Source organism: Aurantivibrio plasticivorans (assembly GCF_055392955.1).
Map to the genome: position 1 here is coordinate 1,658,739 of NZ_AP036020.1, position 12,751 is coordinate 1,671,489.

The following is a 12,751-nucleotide window of genomic DNA, read 5'->3' on the forward strand; positions in this document are numbered from 1 at the left end:
GTGTCAAAAAACTGGCGACCACCTATCAAATTCTGGCAAAAACCCAGGAATAAAAGGCTTTGATCTAGAAAGTGCTAGCCTATCACGTGTTAATTATAGACGTGTCGTGACTAGTCGCTCGAATTTACCGTTAGGAATAAAGATATGCACGTTGGGTGCCACTAGGATGGCACCCAACATTGGAAGGTCGAAGCAGGTATTAGTGTTCTAGTCTGGACTGGATACTCTAACGGCAAGCACATCACATTTTGTACCGTGCAGAACGCCGTTAGCGGTAGAGCCCAATAACAAGGCTAAGCCTTGACGGCCATGGCTCCCCAGTACGACGAGGTCAGCATCAAGCTCTTCCGCTAGGCGGTGAATTTCGGAGGTAGGTTGTCCGATAACAACTTGCTGGTTTTCTGGGCTGATGCCAACACTTTGTGCCAGTTTTGCTAGTTGCTCACTGGCTTGTTGTTGCAGTTGCGCTTGGACTTCCGTTAGGTCCATTGGGATATCTCCTCCATAGGCGTATGCCAAAGGTTCAATCACGTGAACTAAATGCAAGTTAGCCCCTTCTGCAAGCTGCATGGCTTTAGTCAGAATTTCCGTGGATTCTTCCGTTAAATCCAGCGCGACAAGAATGTGTTTGTATAGGCTCATGAGTTATTCCTCCCCCTAATATTTATTCTTCCCTATACTATTCCGTTTTATTTGGGGTGCATAGCATTAACAAGTCAGAATCGCGCTAAAGAATTGATTTTGATTAATAAAATGAGCAAAAGGTTTGGGTATGTGGGTTTCTATTCTGATTATTGGCTTGACCATCGCGATGGTCGCTGGCCCGGTTTTTTGGCTGAGCCCTTCGGATCGTGACCGACGAATTGGTAGCCTACGCGCCCGCGCTGCGAATTGTGGCTTAAAAGTGCAATTGGTGCCTCGTGATCAACTTCGCTTGGATACGAGAGAGGATAAAGATGAAGTGGCCGTTTATTTTTTGCCCTGGGATTTAAGCCAGGACCAAGAAAAAGCGTTAGCTGTGCTAGACAGTGGAAATAATTGGCTGCTCAGCCGCCGCCCGAGCGCTCATGAAATCCATTTTCATCATCATTGGCAGTGGCTGTCTGGAAAAGCTCCGGGGTCTCTGCAAAGAGATTCAGAGAAGCTTGAACCACTTAAAGTCTTCGTTGAGTCATTGAATCCCACTATTGTAGCTCTGCAGTGCAGACCGGATGGGGTTGCAATTGCGTGGACCGAAAAAGGTGGTGTCGATTCGGTTGATCGTTTAAAAACAACACTTCAGGATTTAAAACAGATTTGTGCTCAATGCTTTTTACCTTGAAATAGGGGCATAGCTAAAGTGGCTCTGAGCCTCGAGAAGGCGTTGAGGACGGTTCATCCAAGGGTAACAAATCTTCCTCAACGGGTGATTGAGTTTGCTCTGGTGTCGAGTGAGGCACATTGGTATTGAGCTCATCTAACTTATGCAAAAGGTGTTTAGCTTCCGGCATTAAGTCCGGCGACAAGCTTGAACGTTTTTTACCTATCATTTCATTCAATTCTTTTATTAGCCTCGTGCGGCGTTCATCACGGTTTTCGGATTGTAGTAAGCACGCTTGAGCGCGCTTATAAAAGGAGAAAGCACCCATCACATCGTCACGCTGCATGCTAATCATGCCGCGTCCTGTCAGTGAAATGACTTCGACAAATAAGTGAAGCCAGCGAAGCTCGGCAATGTAATTATCGTACTCAGTTTCCGCGATATCGCCTCGGTTAAACTGCTGTTTAAGTATTCTGCCGGCTTCGGCCAGTGATTGCTGAGCCTTAGCTATCTGCCCATCGCTCTCGCGCAAGCGGTTAATTACCCGGCTACTGGCGTTGTCGGCGAGTTCTACTGCTCTACGTTGAGCGTGGGCAACACTCGCTTGGATGTGAGAAGCGGTAGGATCCAGACGCTGCATAGCGTCTAGCATTTTTAGTGCTTCGTCATAGATACGCCTTGAAATTGCTCGATTATCGACAAGGCTATCGATAACAGAGGCTAGTTCGTCTAGCGAATCGAAGCGGAACTTGAGCATTTTGACCCGTTGGCGAGCCTGCCTGGCTTTCGCTTGTCGACGATTCACCAGGCTGACGAGAAAAAGTGCGGCGATTCCGATTGCACTGAGTAGGATTAAACTTGCAGCGGTAATCATTGGCAGCTAAGACTATCAGGGAAGATAAATTAATTTTAGCAGTAATATTTGATTTGGTTGGTTTTATAAAACAGCCTAATGAGCAAATTAAAAATGATTAAAATCATAGACTTAGGTGGTGCGGGGTGGGCGTGTTTGGTAGGTGTAAAATGTTGTTAAAACGGGACGCGAACACTAAGAGAAAAATTATTTATGCTTGACCCGTCAATTTTGAGCCTTTATATATGCGCTCCCATAAAGATGAATAATACGAAGGCAAGATCGTTTTGTATGCTTTTTAGTCAGAAATTGACGGTCTTGATTGTTTTTTCAGCGTTGCGACGTCTCTAATGCCCGGTGGTTTAGCTAATCACACGTCACATGCTTTAACGCAGCCGCTACTGCAGTAGAAGGGAACTATGGGTAAATCTCTTGTTATCGTCGAGTCACCAGCCAAAGCCAAGACGATCAATCGATATCTGGGTAAAGACTACATCGTAAAATCCAGTGTCGGTCACATTCGTGATCTTCCTACAAGTGGTGGTGCGAAAAAGCCGGTCGACGCCAAAGAGAGGGCTCGACAAGCGGCTATTACCCGTAAACTGTCGCCTGCAGAGAAAGTTAAGCACAAGTTAAAGAAAGCTAAAGCGCAGTTAATTAACCGAATGGGTATTAATCCTGATAAAAATTGGGAAGCGCATTATGAGATTTTGCCGAATAAAGAAAAGGTGATTAAAGAGCTGCGCGAGCTAGCTGAAAACGCCGACACTATTTATCTCGCAACGGATTTGGATCGCGAAGGAGAGGCCATTGCTTGGCACCTGCGAGAATCCATTGGCGGCGACGATGACCGTTTTCGCCGGGTAGTATTTAACGAGATTACCAAATCCGCCATTCAGGAGGCTTTTCAGCATCCAGGTCCTATCGACCAAAGCCGAGTAGATGCTCAGCAAGCACGGCGCTTTTTGGATCGAGTCGTTGGGTATATGGTATCCCCGTTACTATGGGAAAAAATTGCTCGAGGTTTGTCCGCCGGGCGCGTTCAATCCGTAGCGGTGCGTCTCGTTGTTGAGCGAGAACGCGAGATCCGAGCCTTTATTCCTGAGGAATACTGGGACGTTTTTGCAGATTTAAACACCAAGAAAAAAGAAAAAGTCCGCTTCGAAGTTAAAAAGGAAGCCGGCAAGGCATTTAAACCTTTCAATGAGGCCCAAGCGAAAGACGCTGTAAGCAAGCTTGAGAAAGCAGAATATCAGGTCGCGACACGGGAAGATAAGCCCACACAATCTAAACCCTCAGCTCCATTTATTACGTCGACTCTACAACAGGCTGCGAGTACACGTATGGGATTCGGGGTGAAAAAAACCATGGTGTTAGCGCAGCGCCTCTATGAAGCTGGTTACATCACCTATATGCGTACAGACTCCACAAATTTAAGCAAGGAAGCGGTGGCGGCCTGTCGAGATTTTATTGTCGATAATTATGGCAAAAAATATTTGCCTGAGGCTCCCAACAGCTACAGCAGTAAGGAGGGTGCACAAGAGGCTCACGAAGCGATACGCCCATCGGACGTTGCTGTTAAGCCTACTCAGTTATCGGGCATGGAGAGAGATGCAGAGCGATTGTATACGCTAATTTGGCAGCAATTCGTTGCCTGTCAGATGACGCCTGCGCAATTCACCAGTACATCGGTCACGCTTAAGGCGGGTGACTTTGAGCTAAGAACACGTGGTCGTATTATGCGATTCGATGGCTTTATGAAAGTCATGCCGCCTGTATCGAAAAAAGAAGAAGATGTTGTATTGCCTGATGTCAAAGTGGGTGATATTCTTGATCTGGTTAAACTCGATCCCAATCAGCATTTCACTAAGCCTCCCGCGCGATATACAGAAGCTAGCTTGGTAAAGGAGTTGGAAAAACGCGGCATTGGGCGGCCATCAACTTACGCGTCGATCATTTCTACGATTCAAGATCGTGGTTACGTTCGTGTTGAAAACCGTCGTTTCTACGCTGAAAAAATGGGCGATATTGTGACGGAGCGTTTAGTTGAAAGCTTTCAAGAGCTTATGGATTACAGCTTTACCGCGAAGATGGAAGAACTGTTAGACGAAGTCGCGGAAGGTGATAAAGACTGGCGCTCCGTACTTGATGATTTCTATGCGGATTTTACGACTCAGCTGGAAAAGGCACAGAGCCCTGATGATGGCATGCGACGAAACTCACCGACTGAAACGGATATTGAGTGCCAGCAGTGCGGACGTCCGATGCAGATTCGTACCGGCAGTACAGGGGTATTTTTAGGCTGTTCGGGTTATAACTTACCGCCTAAAGAGCGTTGCAAAAGTACCATGAACTTGGTCTCTGGCGACGAAGCGGTGAATGTTGATGAAGATGAAGAGGCTGAATCAAAGCAACTCCGTGAACGCCGACGCTGCAAATTATGCAACACCGCAATGGACAGCTACCTATTAGATGAGCAACGAAAACTACATATTTGCGGTAACAATCCAGATTGTAGTGGATACGAAATCGAAAAAGGCTCATTTAAACTTAAAGGTTACGAGGGGCCTACCCTAGAGTGCGACAAATGCGGTAGTGAAATGCAGCTTAAAACAGGGCGCTTTGGTAAATACTTTGGCTGTACAAGCGATGACTGTAAAAATACCCGCAAGCTATTGAGAAATGGCGAAGCGGCACCGCCCAAAATGGATCCGGTGGCGATGCCAGAGCTTGCCTGTGAAAAGGTTGATGATACTTACGTGCTGCGTGACGGGGCTTCAGGTTTATTCTTGGCTGCAAGTCAATTTCCGAAAAACCGCGAAACTCGTGCACCACTGGTCGACGAAATTTTGCCTCACAAAGATGAAATCGATCCAAAATATAGCTTTTTATTCAGTGCGCCTACCGAAGACCCAGATGGGGTAAAAACGGTTATTCGCTACAGTAGGAAGACCAAGGAGCAGTACGTACAGTCGGAAGTTGAAGGAAAGGCAACGGGCTGGAAGGCGTTCTACGAGGGCGGCAAATGGGTTGCACAGGGCACTACTGCCAAAACGAAGGCCAAGGCGAAGCCAAAAGCAAAGACCGCAGTAAAGAAAAAAGTAGCACCTAAGAAAAAAGCCAGTGCGAAAAAGAAATAGCCAGGGTACTGAGTTCGAGTTTTAGGGGTTTAAATGATATCAACACTGGTTAACCAACGGCTGGCTTTTGTCCGTGTGCAGCTGAGAACAGCTGAACCAACACCGGACCCTGATATCGAACAGCGTTTACGTCAACATGCGGCACTTGATGCGGCGATATTGCAGCTCCACAAAGCCATCGTATTTTTCTTGGCTGAGCTGAGTGGAGAGTCTAAGCCTGAAAAGTTGCTTGCGTTACCCGAAAACATTGGCAGTGTTATCGCGTATTTCTGTGTTGCACATCCTCATAGCAAAGAGTTGCAAGAATGGCAGAAGCTCTCGTCACAAACAGATTCCTGGTTGAGCCTCTTGATATCGCTCGAGCGTGATCCTCAACGCCTTGGTAGCTTTCTTAATGGCAATGCTCTCTCTCAACCAGTGCAGACATCTGCGACACCTAGTTTAATTGCCTCAACCTCGCTTGATACGCGAAACAATACCGATGGGCTTTCGATGGTCAAAGGCTTGTTGAGCGAAGCCCAGTCTTTGATCGACGCTCAACGCATACATTGCGCAGAAGAATAAGTTCTAACCAAGCACTACCCGGTTGTTAAAGCCTTATCTGTCACATTTCTCTGACTATTTCAAAACAGCACTCCATGCGCGCGTTAATTGGATGGTAGAATTTGTCTACCCGCTGGGGCCGTGAGTAGGCTGACCTGTCGCTTTTGAAGTTTAATCACGACCTTTGATCGACGTTATTCAGTATGCTGTGACTGTTTGGGGGCTTTAGTTGTCGCGTTCGAGTTTTTAACACCGCGAAGGAATAATAGAAACGGGTTAGATGTTTACACCAGAGGTAAGCACAGCTGTACCATTTGGAGAAAAAAATGACTAAAACATACGAAATCGTAGAACTTCCTAACGGGGATGTTGCGCTGCAGCGAGAGGGCGAAAATGATGCGCAAACACTGGTTACAATACGATTTTCAACAGAACTAGTACGCTTCCTTGAGGGGGATAAGTTCTCTATTGCGAAAGTGATGATGGAGGCAGGCCTAGAGAGAGTGGCTGAGGTTGCCAATCACTATGCGGCGATCACCAGTGATGGGGCAAAACAGGTCGAGTTGGGAATTGAATCTACAAGCGAAGAGAATGAACAGCAGACGTCTTTGTCGGATGCTAAAGAATCGCTTGGAACATCGACTGAACCAGAAGTTACTCCGCAGAAGGGTGCGGATCAGACTCAAATTAAGGGCCTCAAGCGCAGTAATAGTTTGGAGAACGACAACGATAATAGCGAGAGTGGTACTGACATGAATTCACTCGCCATGGAGTCACATTTGGTTCATTAACTTATATCTCACGATGAGTGTTGATAGATCATCACTCATAAAAGATGTGGATGCTGTCGAGACTCTAATCAACGTAGAGTTGTACGCGAATGGCTTAAAAGGTAATTTCCTTAGGATTACGTTCCACATAACCCGCTCTAGTTTTCCACTTGTCTTACACCGCTTGTGAATTTTCAGGCTGTAAGGCAACGTACTTACCCTTGAAGCCCGTCAGCAACATTTCCTTGGAAAAGTTTCTATAGAGCGATATTGGATTACTGATACTATGCTGCAGCGTTTTGTATTTCGGGACTGAAATAATCAACCTGCTGCGATGGTATAGAAATAAGCTGGTTAATGAGTAAGGCTCGCGAGCTTCCTTTCTGCGCGGCCTGTTCGAGATGGTTTTTTTCTTGAGATGTGAGATTAGTCAGAGCAGCAATCACTGTCATACTATTGCCCAGCGCCAATGCCTCCCAAGCGGACCAAAGTGCATCATCATTACAATCGACACGAATGATGCGGAGATGTTTACTATTCAGTGTTTGCGAAGCAAGCCAGCGCGCGGTCAAAGAATCCACGATAACCGTTACCCATCGAGATTGATCGAGATCATCGTCTGCAGTAGTTAATGCGCTTGTTATAGAACTCAAGAGACAGTGTCTATAAACACTCAGTGACAGTGATTGTTGCTGAGTGTTGAGTCGGGGAAGCTCTATAGAGAGCGATGTCACGGCGTGAGCTGTCGCATGGGGAGACAGCTGCCCCTGTGAGTTAGAAGCATGATAAGCTGCGCTAGCCAGATCCTCTGGAAATGATGCTGTTGTTTCAGAAAGCTGCTGTGGGAACATAACGACGTTACCTCTGATCTACCTTGCTTTTCAGCGAAACTATTCGCCGCGACGAATAATCCCGACGCTTAAACCTTCGATTTCGAAATCGTCATCTTTCAGATTGACCTCGATCACATCAAAATCAGCGTTCTCTGGCACAAGCTCAACTTGTTGCTTATTTCTCTCTCGACGAAAACGCTTCACAGTGACTTCTTCGCCAATACGAGCGACAACAATCTGTCCGTTGCGAGCCTGATTGGTTTTGTGAACGGCGAGCAAGTCACCATCAAGTATCCCAGCATCTTTCATGCTGTAGCCTTTTACTCGTAACATGTAGTCAGCTTGGGGAGAGAAAAAAGAAGGCGAAATATCACAATAGTCTTCAATATTTTCCTCTGCCAAAATGGGGTTGCCTGCCGCGACCCTGCCGACGACAGGAATTCCTGATTCGCTTTCGGGTAACCGAATGCCACGAGATGCACCTGGAACCATCTCGATAGCACCTTTGCGTGCAAGTGCGCGTAAATGTTCTTCAGCGGCGTTGGCAGACCTAAAACCAAGTTCCTCTGCAATTTCTGCACGAGTAGGGGGGTAGCCTGTTTCTTCAATATAATCACGGATTAACTGCAGAACTTCTTCCTGGCGTTCGGTAAGTTTAATCATGCTATGTCCTCGTGCTGGATTGCATTTACGGTGTCAACGCAATCCGTCTGTGCCGTCAATGGTATGTAAACTGTATGTGTTTATCCTATACAGTCTGTTGGTATATACAGTACATGGCATTATATACAGTGTTAATGCCAGTGCAAGTGTTTTATTTTTGCGCGATTTCTCTGTTGCTGTAGGCGGCTCTTCGTTAAATCCGTCATTTCTGATAGCCAGCGCGCTGTAACTTGTGAGGAGGTTGGTATATGGTTACGACCTCTAAATATACCCAGCAAGTTGCTCACGAGGACAATCAACCATGGCAGTAAGCTTAGCCGGAACCCCTTTAAAGCTCGGCCCAGTAATGGTCGACCTGATCGGAACCGAAATAACGGAAGATGACAGAGCCTTGTTGTTAAACCCATTGGTTGGTGGAGTGATCTTCTTTGCGCGCAATATCGAATCTAGAGAGCAAATTTTCGCTCTGGTCTCTGCCGTGCGTGATATTCGACCAGAACTTTTGCTTGCGGTTGACCAAGAGGGAGGACGAGTACAGCGCTTGCGTGACGGCTATACACGATTGCCACCCATGCAGGCATTTCTTCCTCTATATCGAACCAATCAGGAACACACATTAGGCTTAGTGAAGGATTGTGGTTGGCTAATGGCTAGTGAAGTGTTGGCGACAGGAATGGATTTTAGTTTTGCCCCAGTGCTGGATGTTGATGATGCTTATTGTAGTGTCATAGCCGATCGCTCTTTCTCAAATAAGCCGGAAGAGGTGGTAGAGCTCGCTAGTGCGTTTCTGGCAGGAATGCATGAAGCCGGTATGGCAACCACTGGCAAGCATTTCCCAGGACATGGCAGTGTGGTGGGGGATAGTCATCTTGAGTTGCCTGTCGATGATCGACCGATGGATGATATCAAAGCACGAGACCTGGTGCCGTTTATGCGTTTGCAACATGAACTCGATGCGGTCATGCCCGCTCATATTGTGTTCTCCGACGTTGACCCCATGCCAGTAGGGTTTTCTTCAAAATGGCTGCAGGAGTTTTTGCGAGGTGATTTGGCTTACCAAGGGGTCATCTTTTCAGATGATTTAGATATGGCAGGTGCCCGCTCCGCAGGTAGTTTCACCGATCGCGCACGGCAAGCGCTTGCGGCAGGCTGCGACATGGTGTTGGTGTGTAACAATCGTGACGGTGCAAATGAAGTTGTAGCGGGGCTTGAAGGTCAGGCGTTGGAGCCGAGCCCCCGTTTGGCCTCTATGAAAGCTCGACAAGAGGTCTCCTGGGCAGAACTGTTAGCGTCCACACGTTGGCAACACGTCCGTGAATCATTGGCTGAATTAACACAACAAAAAGAAATTATTTAAACCTACACTCGGCCAGGTGTATCGACAATATCTCATTAAAGCGTTAAACGAATAGTAGGAAAGGCAGGATGTTAGAAGAGTGGCTAAAGCAGTGGATTCCAGAGGCGTATCTCTGGGTAATGAAAGATTTTCTGGTGGTGTTTACCACGTTGATTGTCGCGTACATTGCCAAGGTTGTTTTAGATCGGATTGAGGCGCGAACCCAGCAGACCAAGACCTTGTGGGATGATGCACTGATTAGCTCTGTGAAGCGGCCGCTAAAATGGTTTATTTGGCTTGTAGGGTTGTCTGTTGCTATCGAGTTTGCAATAAAGGAAACGTCTCCAGAGTTAGTCGATATTGTAGATGCCGCGCGAAAGGTGGGGGTCAACGTTATCGTTACCTGGTTCTTAGTGCTTTTTATTCGCAAAGCGGAAGAAAATTTAACGCAGCCAGAGTTTACAAAAAATAAGCCCATGGATATCACGACGGTGACAGCCGTTGGAAAACTACTGCGGGTTTCGGTCATCATCACCGCGGTTCTTTTCGTGCTACAAACTTTTGGCGTTAGTATTAGTGGTGTATTGGCATTTGGTGGGATCGGTGGTTTGGCCGTTGGTTTTGCAGCGAAAGACTTGTTAGCTAATTTCTTCGGCGGATTAATGGTATACCTTGACCGGCAGTTTTCGGTTGGCGAATGGATTCGTTCGCCGGACCAAGAAATCGAAGGCACAGTTGAAGAAATTGGCTGGCGACTAACTCGAATCCGCACGTTCGACAAACGCTTATTATATGTGCCGAACTCAACATTCACTCATATTTCGGTTGAAAACCCCTCACGTATGACGAATCGTCGCATTTACGAAACAATTGGCGTGCGTTATGACGATGCCAGTAAATTACCGGGAATAGTTGACGATGTGAGGGCGATGTTAGAAGGTCATGAAGACATTGATCACTCTCAAACGTTAATTGTTAACTTTAATAGTTTTGGTGCTTCATCACTCGACTTTTTTGTTTACACTTTCACAAAAACGACGAACTGGATTGAGTATCACGAGATCAAACAGCGCGTGTTATTTTCAATATTCGATATTATTGAACAGCATGGTGCCGAGTGTGCGTTCCCCACATCAACGTTACATGTTCCTGAAGTCGTGAGACTGCAAGGCGTTGTCCCGGAAAATACTAGCAAGTAGACGTACCGCAATGAATAGTGATCAATTCGAAGCCATTCGGCAAAATGCGGAGCTACTTTGGCGACGTGACCAGATAGAGAATGCTATTGAATGTATGGCCAAGGATATAACTAACGACTTTCGACACTCTAAGCCCATTCTTGTCGGGGTGATGAACGGGGCGTTACCTTTTTTCGCTCGGCTTATGTTATCACTGCGTTTTCCTCTAGAGGTGGATTACCTTCATGCAAGCCGCTATGGCGATCAATGTGTTGGCGATGAGCTATCTTGGACAGTTGAGCCATCAGTGTCATTACAAGGCCGCGACGTTATCATCGTCGATGATATCTTAGACGAAGGTATTACTTTGGCGGCCATTGCTGATTATTGTCGACGCGGCGGTGCAGAAAAAGTTGCGACCGCGGTACTGGTAGCGAAGCCTAAAGAGAAAAATGAACACGTGTTAAGTGCCGACTATGTCGGTCTTGAGGTGCCAGATAAATTTGTCGTTGGTTACGGTATGGATGTGGCGGGGTATGGTCGCAATCTTGAGAACATCTATGCTCTCGATGATCAATTACAGTCGCTATTGCTCTCTTAGTCGGCCACATTGGTCGCCTGTGGTAATCAGTCAATTGCTGGCTAGTCAATATTCTATAGATAGAGGAGTAAGCGTTAGCACGTTTGCTGCCCGGTAAACACATTAAAGAAAGAGGTATCGATGAGTTTTTCACTTGAGGGCAAAGCTTTCGCCGTCATTGGTGGGTCTGGCTTTAATCAATTTCCAGAATTAAACATCCACGAAACGTCCGTTATTGAAACACCCTACGGGTTGTCTGCGCCTGCGGTTTTTGGAACATTAAGTGGGTCTGATGTCGTCTTTCTGCCGCGTCACGGCGATGGTCACGCGCTACCTCCTCACCGGATTAACTATCGAGCCAACATGTGGGCTCTTCACAGCGTAGGTGTCGCTGCTGTTTTATCGGTGAACGCGGTCGGCGGAATCCGTTCGGATATGCAGCCAGGGTCTCTAGTACTGCCCGACCAAATCATCGACTACACCTATGGGCGGGAGCACACATATTTTACTGGCGATGAGGCTGGTGTTGAGCATATTGATTTTACAGAACCCTTTGATCCTAGCTGGCGAAGTGCGTTGATACATTTAGCTGAGCGAAATCAGCACGAACTCATTGCGGGCGGCGTTTATGGTTGTGCTCAGGGCCCACGCTTAGAGACAGCAGCGGAAATTAAGCGCTTTGAGCGTGATGGGTGTGATTTAATCGGTATGACTGTGATGCCGGAGGCGGCGTTAGCCCGTGAGTTAAATCTGCCTTATGCCTCATTGTCTGTGGTGGTGAACTGGGCCGCCGGACTGAGCCCAGGAGCCATTACTCTTGAAGCAATTTATCAGCAATTGGAGAGTTCAATTGAAGATGTTAAGTCATTCGTTGAAGCCTTTGCCCGCTCTGTAGGAGATAGCCCGCCCCCTTAAATTTTCTCAAACAACTTTTCGCTTTTTGGTAAGTGTTGGTTTTTATAATGATGAGTGGTGTGCCAAAAACCACTTACGCCGCCATTTCGCTATTTGGGTGTTATTTTTTGTTAACTTTGACTACGAAAATAGTGCTGTTCGCTTCCCTATCATTTTACTAATTTGAATAAAATACCGGACGTTTTCACCTTCGATGTAGAGCTGTCTTGATTTTATTGGGGCTTGTTGCTTGTCACTAAGCTAACACGTTTTTGCGTAAAACGGTTTCTAATATGTCCTGAAGAGTAAGGTCTTGCTGGCGCGCATTCTAGGCAAACGGGAGTGGACAACAAAGGAATGTGACGGTTGTTAACAATAGCGCACATGATAAAAAATCAACGAGGTTAGGCAGTATGGAAGATCGAAACCGGGGAACGGTTAAGTGGTTTAATAACGCAAGGGGTTATGGGTTTATCACTTGTGGGGAATCAAGTTCAGATGTATTTGTTCATTATCGTAACATTCGTGGTGATGGTTTTCGTTCTCTCAATGAAGGGCAAGAAGTTGAGTTTGCTCTTCAGGAAGGGGAAAAAGGGCTCCAGGCAGAAGATGTTGTCTGTGTCTAAATAGCACGCTTGCTGATAGTCAATTTATTGATCGA

13 protein-coding genes are annotated in these 12,751 nt (G+C 46.6%); 9 read left to right on the forward strand and 4 right to left on the reverse strand.

Translation table 11 applies throughout. The annotated features are described in order from the left end of the window. Positions 1-207: 207 nt before the first annotated feature. Positions 208-642: a universal stress protein gene (locus tag ACZ5NB_RS07370; RefSeq protein WP_460232391.1), complete on the reverse strand. Its 435-nt coding sequence runs from the start codon at positions 640-642 to the stop codon at positions 208-210. 130 nt (positions 643-772) lie between these two features. On the opposite strand from ACZ5NB_RS07370, the gene ACZ5NB_RS07375 reads away from it, so the two are divergent. Continuing rightward, positions 773-1,321, forward strand: a complete 549-nt coding sequence (locus ACZ5NB_RS07375) for a hypothetical protein (protein WP_460232392.1) — start codon at positions 773-775, stop codon at positions 1,319-1,321. 13 nt (positions 1,322-1,334) lie between these two features. Here ACZ5NB_RS07375 and ACZ5NB_RS07380 read toward each other — a convergent pair whose 3' ends face one another. Continuing rightward, positions 1,335-2,174, reverse strand: coding sequence for a hypothetical protein (locus ACZ5NB_RS07380; protein WP_460232394.1), 840 nt, complete (start codon positions 2,172-2,174; stop codon positions 1,335-1,337). Positions 2,175-2,572: 398 nt separating this feature from the next. Here ACZ5NB_RS07380 and topA point away from each other — a divergent pair, with 398 nt between their 5' ends. The 3 genes from topA to ACZ5NB_RS07395 all read left to right on the forward strand — a co-directional run bounded on the left by topA (position 2,573) and on the right by ACZ5NB_RS07395 (position 6,627). Beyond that, a complete protein-coding gene (gene topA / locus ACZ5NB_RS07385) occupies positions 2,573-5,293 on the forward strand; it encodes a type I DNA topoisomerase (RefSeq protein ID WP_460232396.1) in 2,721 nt (906 codons plus the stop codon). 33 nt (positions 5,294-5,326) lie between these two features. Beyond that, on the forward strand, positions 5,327-5,857 hold the full coding sequence (locus ACZ5NB_RS07390) for a DUF6586 family protein (RefSeq protein WP_460232398.1): 531 nt from the start codon (positions 5,327-5,329) through the stop codon (positions 5,855-5,857). A gap of 305 nt (positions 5,858-6,162) precedes the next feature. After that, positions 6,163-6,627, forward strand: coding sequence for a hypothetical protein (locus ACZ5NB_RS07395; RefSeq protein WP_460232399.1), 465 nt, complete (start codon positions 6,163-6,165; stop codon positions 6,625-6,627). A 263-nt stretch (positions 6,628-6,890) separates the two neighbouring features. On the opposite strand, the gene ACZ5NB_RS07400 is transcribed toward ACZ5NB_RS07395, so the two are convergent. Then, positions 6,891-7,457, reverse strand: a complete 567-nt coding sequence (locus ACZ5NB_RS07400) for a hypothetical protein (protein WP_460232401.1) — start codon at positions 7,455-7,457, stop codon at positions 6,891-6,893. Positions 7,458-7,496: 39 nt separating this feature from the next. After that, positions 7,497-8,102: a transcriptional repressor LexA gene (gene lexA / locus ACZ5NB_RS07405; protein WP_460232403.1), complete on the reverse strand. Its 606-nt coding sequence runs from the start codon at positions 8,100-8,102 to the stop codon at positions 7,497-7,499. A gap of 301 nt (positions 8,103-8,403) precedes the next feature. Between lexA and nagZ the strand changes: the two genes are divergently transcribed. The 5 genes from nagZ to ACZ5NB_RS07430 all read left to right on the forward strand — a co-directional run bounded on the left by nagZ (position 8,404) and on the right by ACZ5NB_RS07430 (position 12,716). Then, positions 8,404-9,459, forward strand: a complete 1,056-nt coding sequence (gene nagZ, locus ACZ5NB_RS07410; RefSeq protein WP_460232404.1) for a beta-N-acetylhexosaminidase — start codon at positions 8,404-8,406, stop codon at positions 9,457-9,459. Positions 9,460-9,527: 68 nt separating this feature from the next. Beyond that, a complete protein-coding gene (locus ACZ5NB_RS07415) occupies positions 9,528-10,637 on the forward strand; it encodes a mechanosensitive ion channel family protein (RefSeq protein ID WP_460232405.1) in 1,110 nt (369 codons plus the stop codon). A gap of 10 nt (positions 10,638-10,647) precedes the next feature. Beyond that, positions 10,648-11,217, forward strand: coding sequence for a hypoxanthine-guanine phosphoribosyltransferase (locus tag ACZ5NB_RS07420; protein ID WP_460232406.1), 570 nt, complete (start codon positions 10,648-10,650; stop codon positions 11,215-11,217). 120 nt (positions 11,218-11,337) lie between these two features. Further along, positions 11,338-12,111, forward strand: coding sequence for an S-methyl-5'-thioinosine phosphorylase (locus ACZ5NB_RS07425; RefSeq protein WP_460232407.1), 774 nt, complete (start codon positions 11,338-11,340; stop codon positions 12,109-12,111). A gap of 392 nt (positions 12,112-12,503) precedes the next feature. Further along, the gene (locus ACZ5NB_RS07430; protein ID WP_460232409.1) at positions 12,504-12,716 is read left to right on the forward strand and encodes a cold-shock protein; all 213 of its coding nucleotides are present in this window, start codon (positions 12,504-12,506) and stop codon (positions 12,714-12,716) included. Positions 12,717-12,751: the final 35 nt, after the last annotated feature.

Excerpts from the sequence above, each read along its gene's own strand:
- ACZ5NB_RS07430 (WP_460232409.1), top strand. The coding sequence starts at position 12,504 with ATGGAAGATCGAAACCGGGGAACGGTTAAGTGGTTTAATAACGCAAGG.
- ACZ5NB_RS07390 (WP_460232398.1), top strand. The coding sequence starts at position 5,327 with ATGATATCAACACTGGTTAACCAACGGCTGGCTTTTGTCCGTGTGCAG.
- ACZ5NB_RS07400 (WP_460232401.1), bottom strand. The coding sequence starts at position 7,457 with ATGTTCCCACAGCAGCTTTCTGAAACAACAGCATCATTTCCAGAGGAT.
- ACZ5NB_RS07425 (WP_460232407.1), top strand. The coding sequence starts at position 11,338 with ATGAGTTTTTCACTTGAGGGCAAAGCTTTCGCCGTCATTGGTGGGTCT.
- ACZ5NB_RS07375 (WP_460232392.1), top strand. The coding sequence starts at position 773 with ATGTGGGTTTCTATTCTGATTATTGGCTTGACCATCGCGATGGTCGCT.
- nagZ (WP_460232404.1), top strand. The coding sequence starts at position 8,404 with ATGGCAGTAAGCTTAGCCGGAACCCCTTTAAAGCTCGGCCCAGTAATG.
- ACZ5NB_RS07380 (WP_460232394.1), bottom strand. The coding sequence starts at position 2,174 with ATGATTACCGCTGCAAGTTTAATCCTACTCAGTGCAATCGGAATCGCC.
- ACZ5NB_RS07415 (WP_460232405.1), top strand. The coding sequence starts at position 9,528 with ATGTTAGAAGAGTGGCTAAAGCAGTGGATTCCAGAGGCGTATCTCTGG.
- ACZ5NB_RS07370 (WP_460232391.1), bottom strand. The coding sequence starts at position 642 with ATGAGCCTATACAAACACATTCTTGTCGCGCTGGATTTAACGGAAGAA.
- lexA (WP_460232403.1), bottom strand. The coding sequence starts at position 8,102 with ATGATTAAACTTACCGAACGCCAGGAAGAAGTTCTGCAGTTAATCCGT.
- ACZ5NB_RS07395 (WP_460232399.1), top strand. The coding sequence starts at position 6,163 with ATGACTAAAACATACGAAATCGTAGAACTTCCTAACGGGGATGTTGCG.
- topA (WP_460232396.1), top strand. The coding sequence starts at position 2,573 with ATGGGTAAATCTCTTGTTATCGTCGAGTCACCAGCCAAAGCCAAGACG.
- ACZ5NB_RS07420 (WP_460232406.1), top strand. The coding sequence starts at position 10,648 with ATGAATAGTGATCAATTCGAAGCCATTCGGCAAAATGCGGAGCTACTT.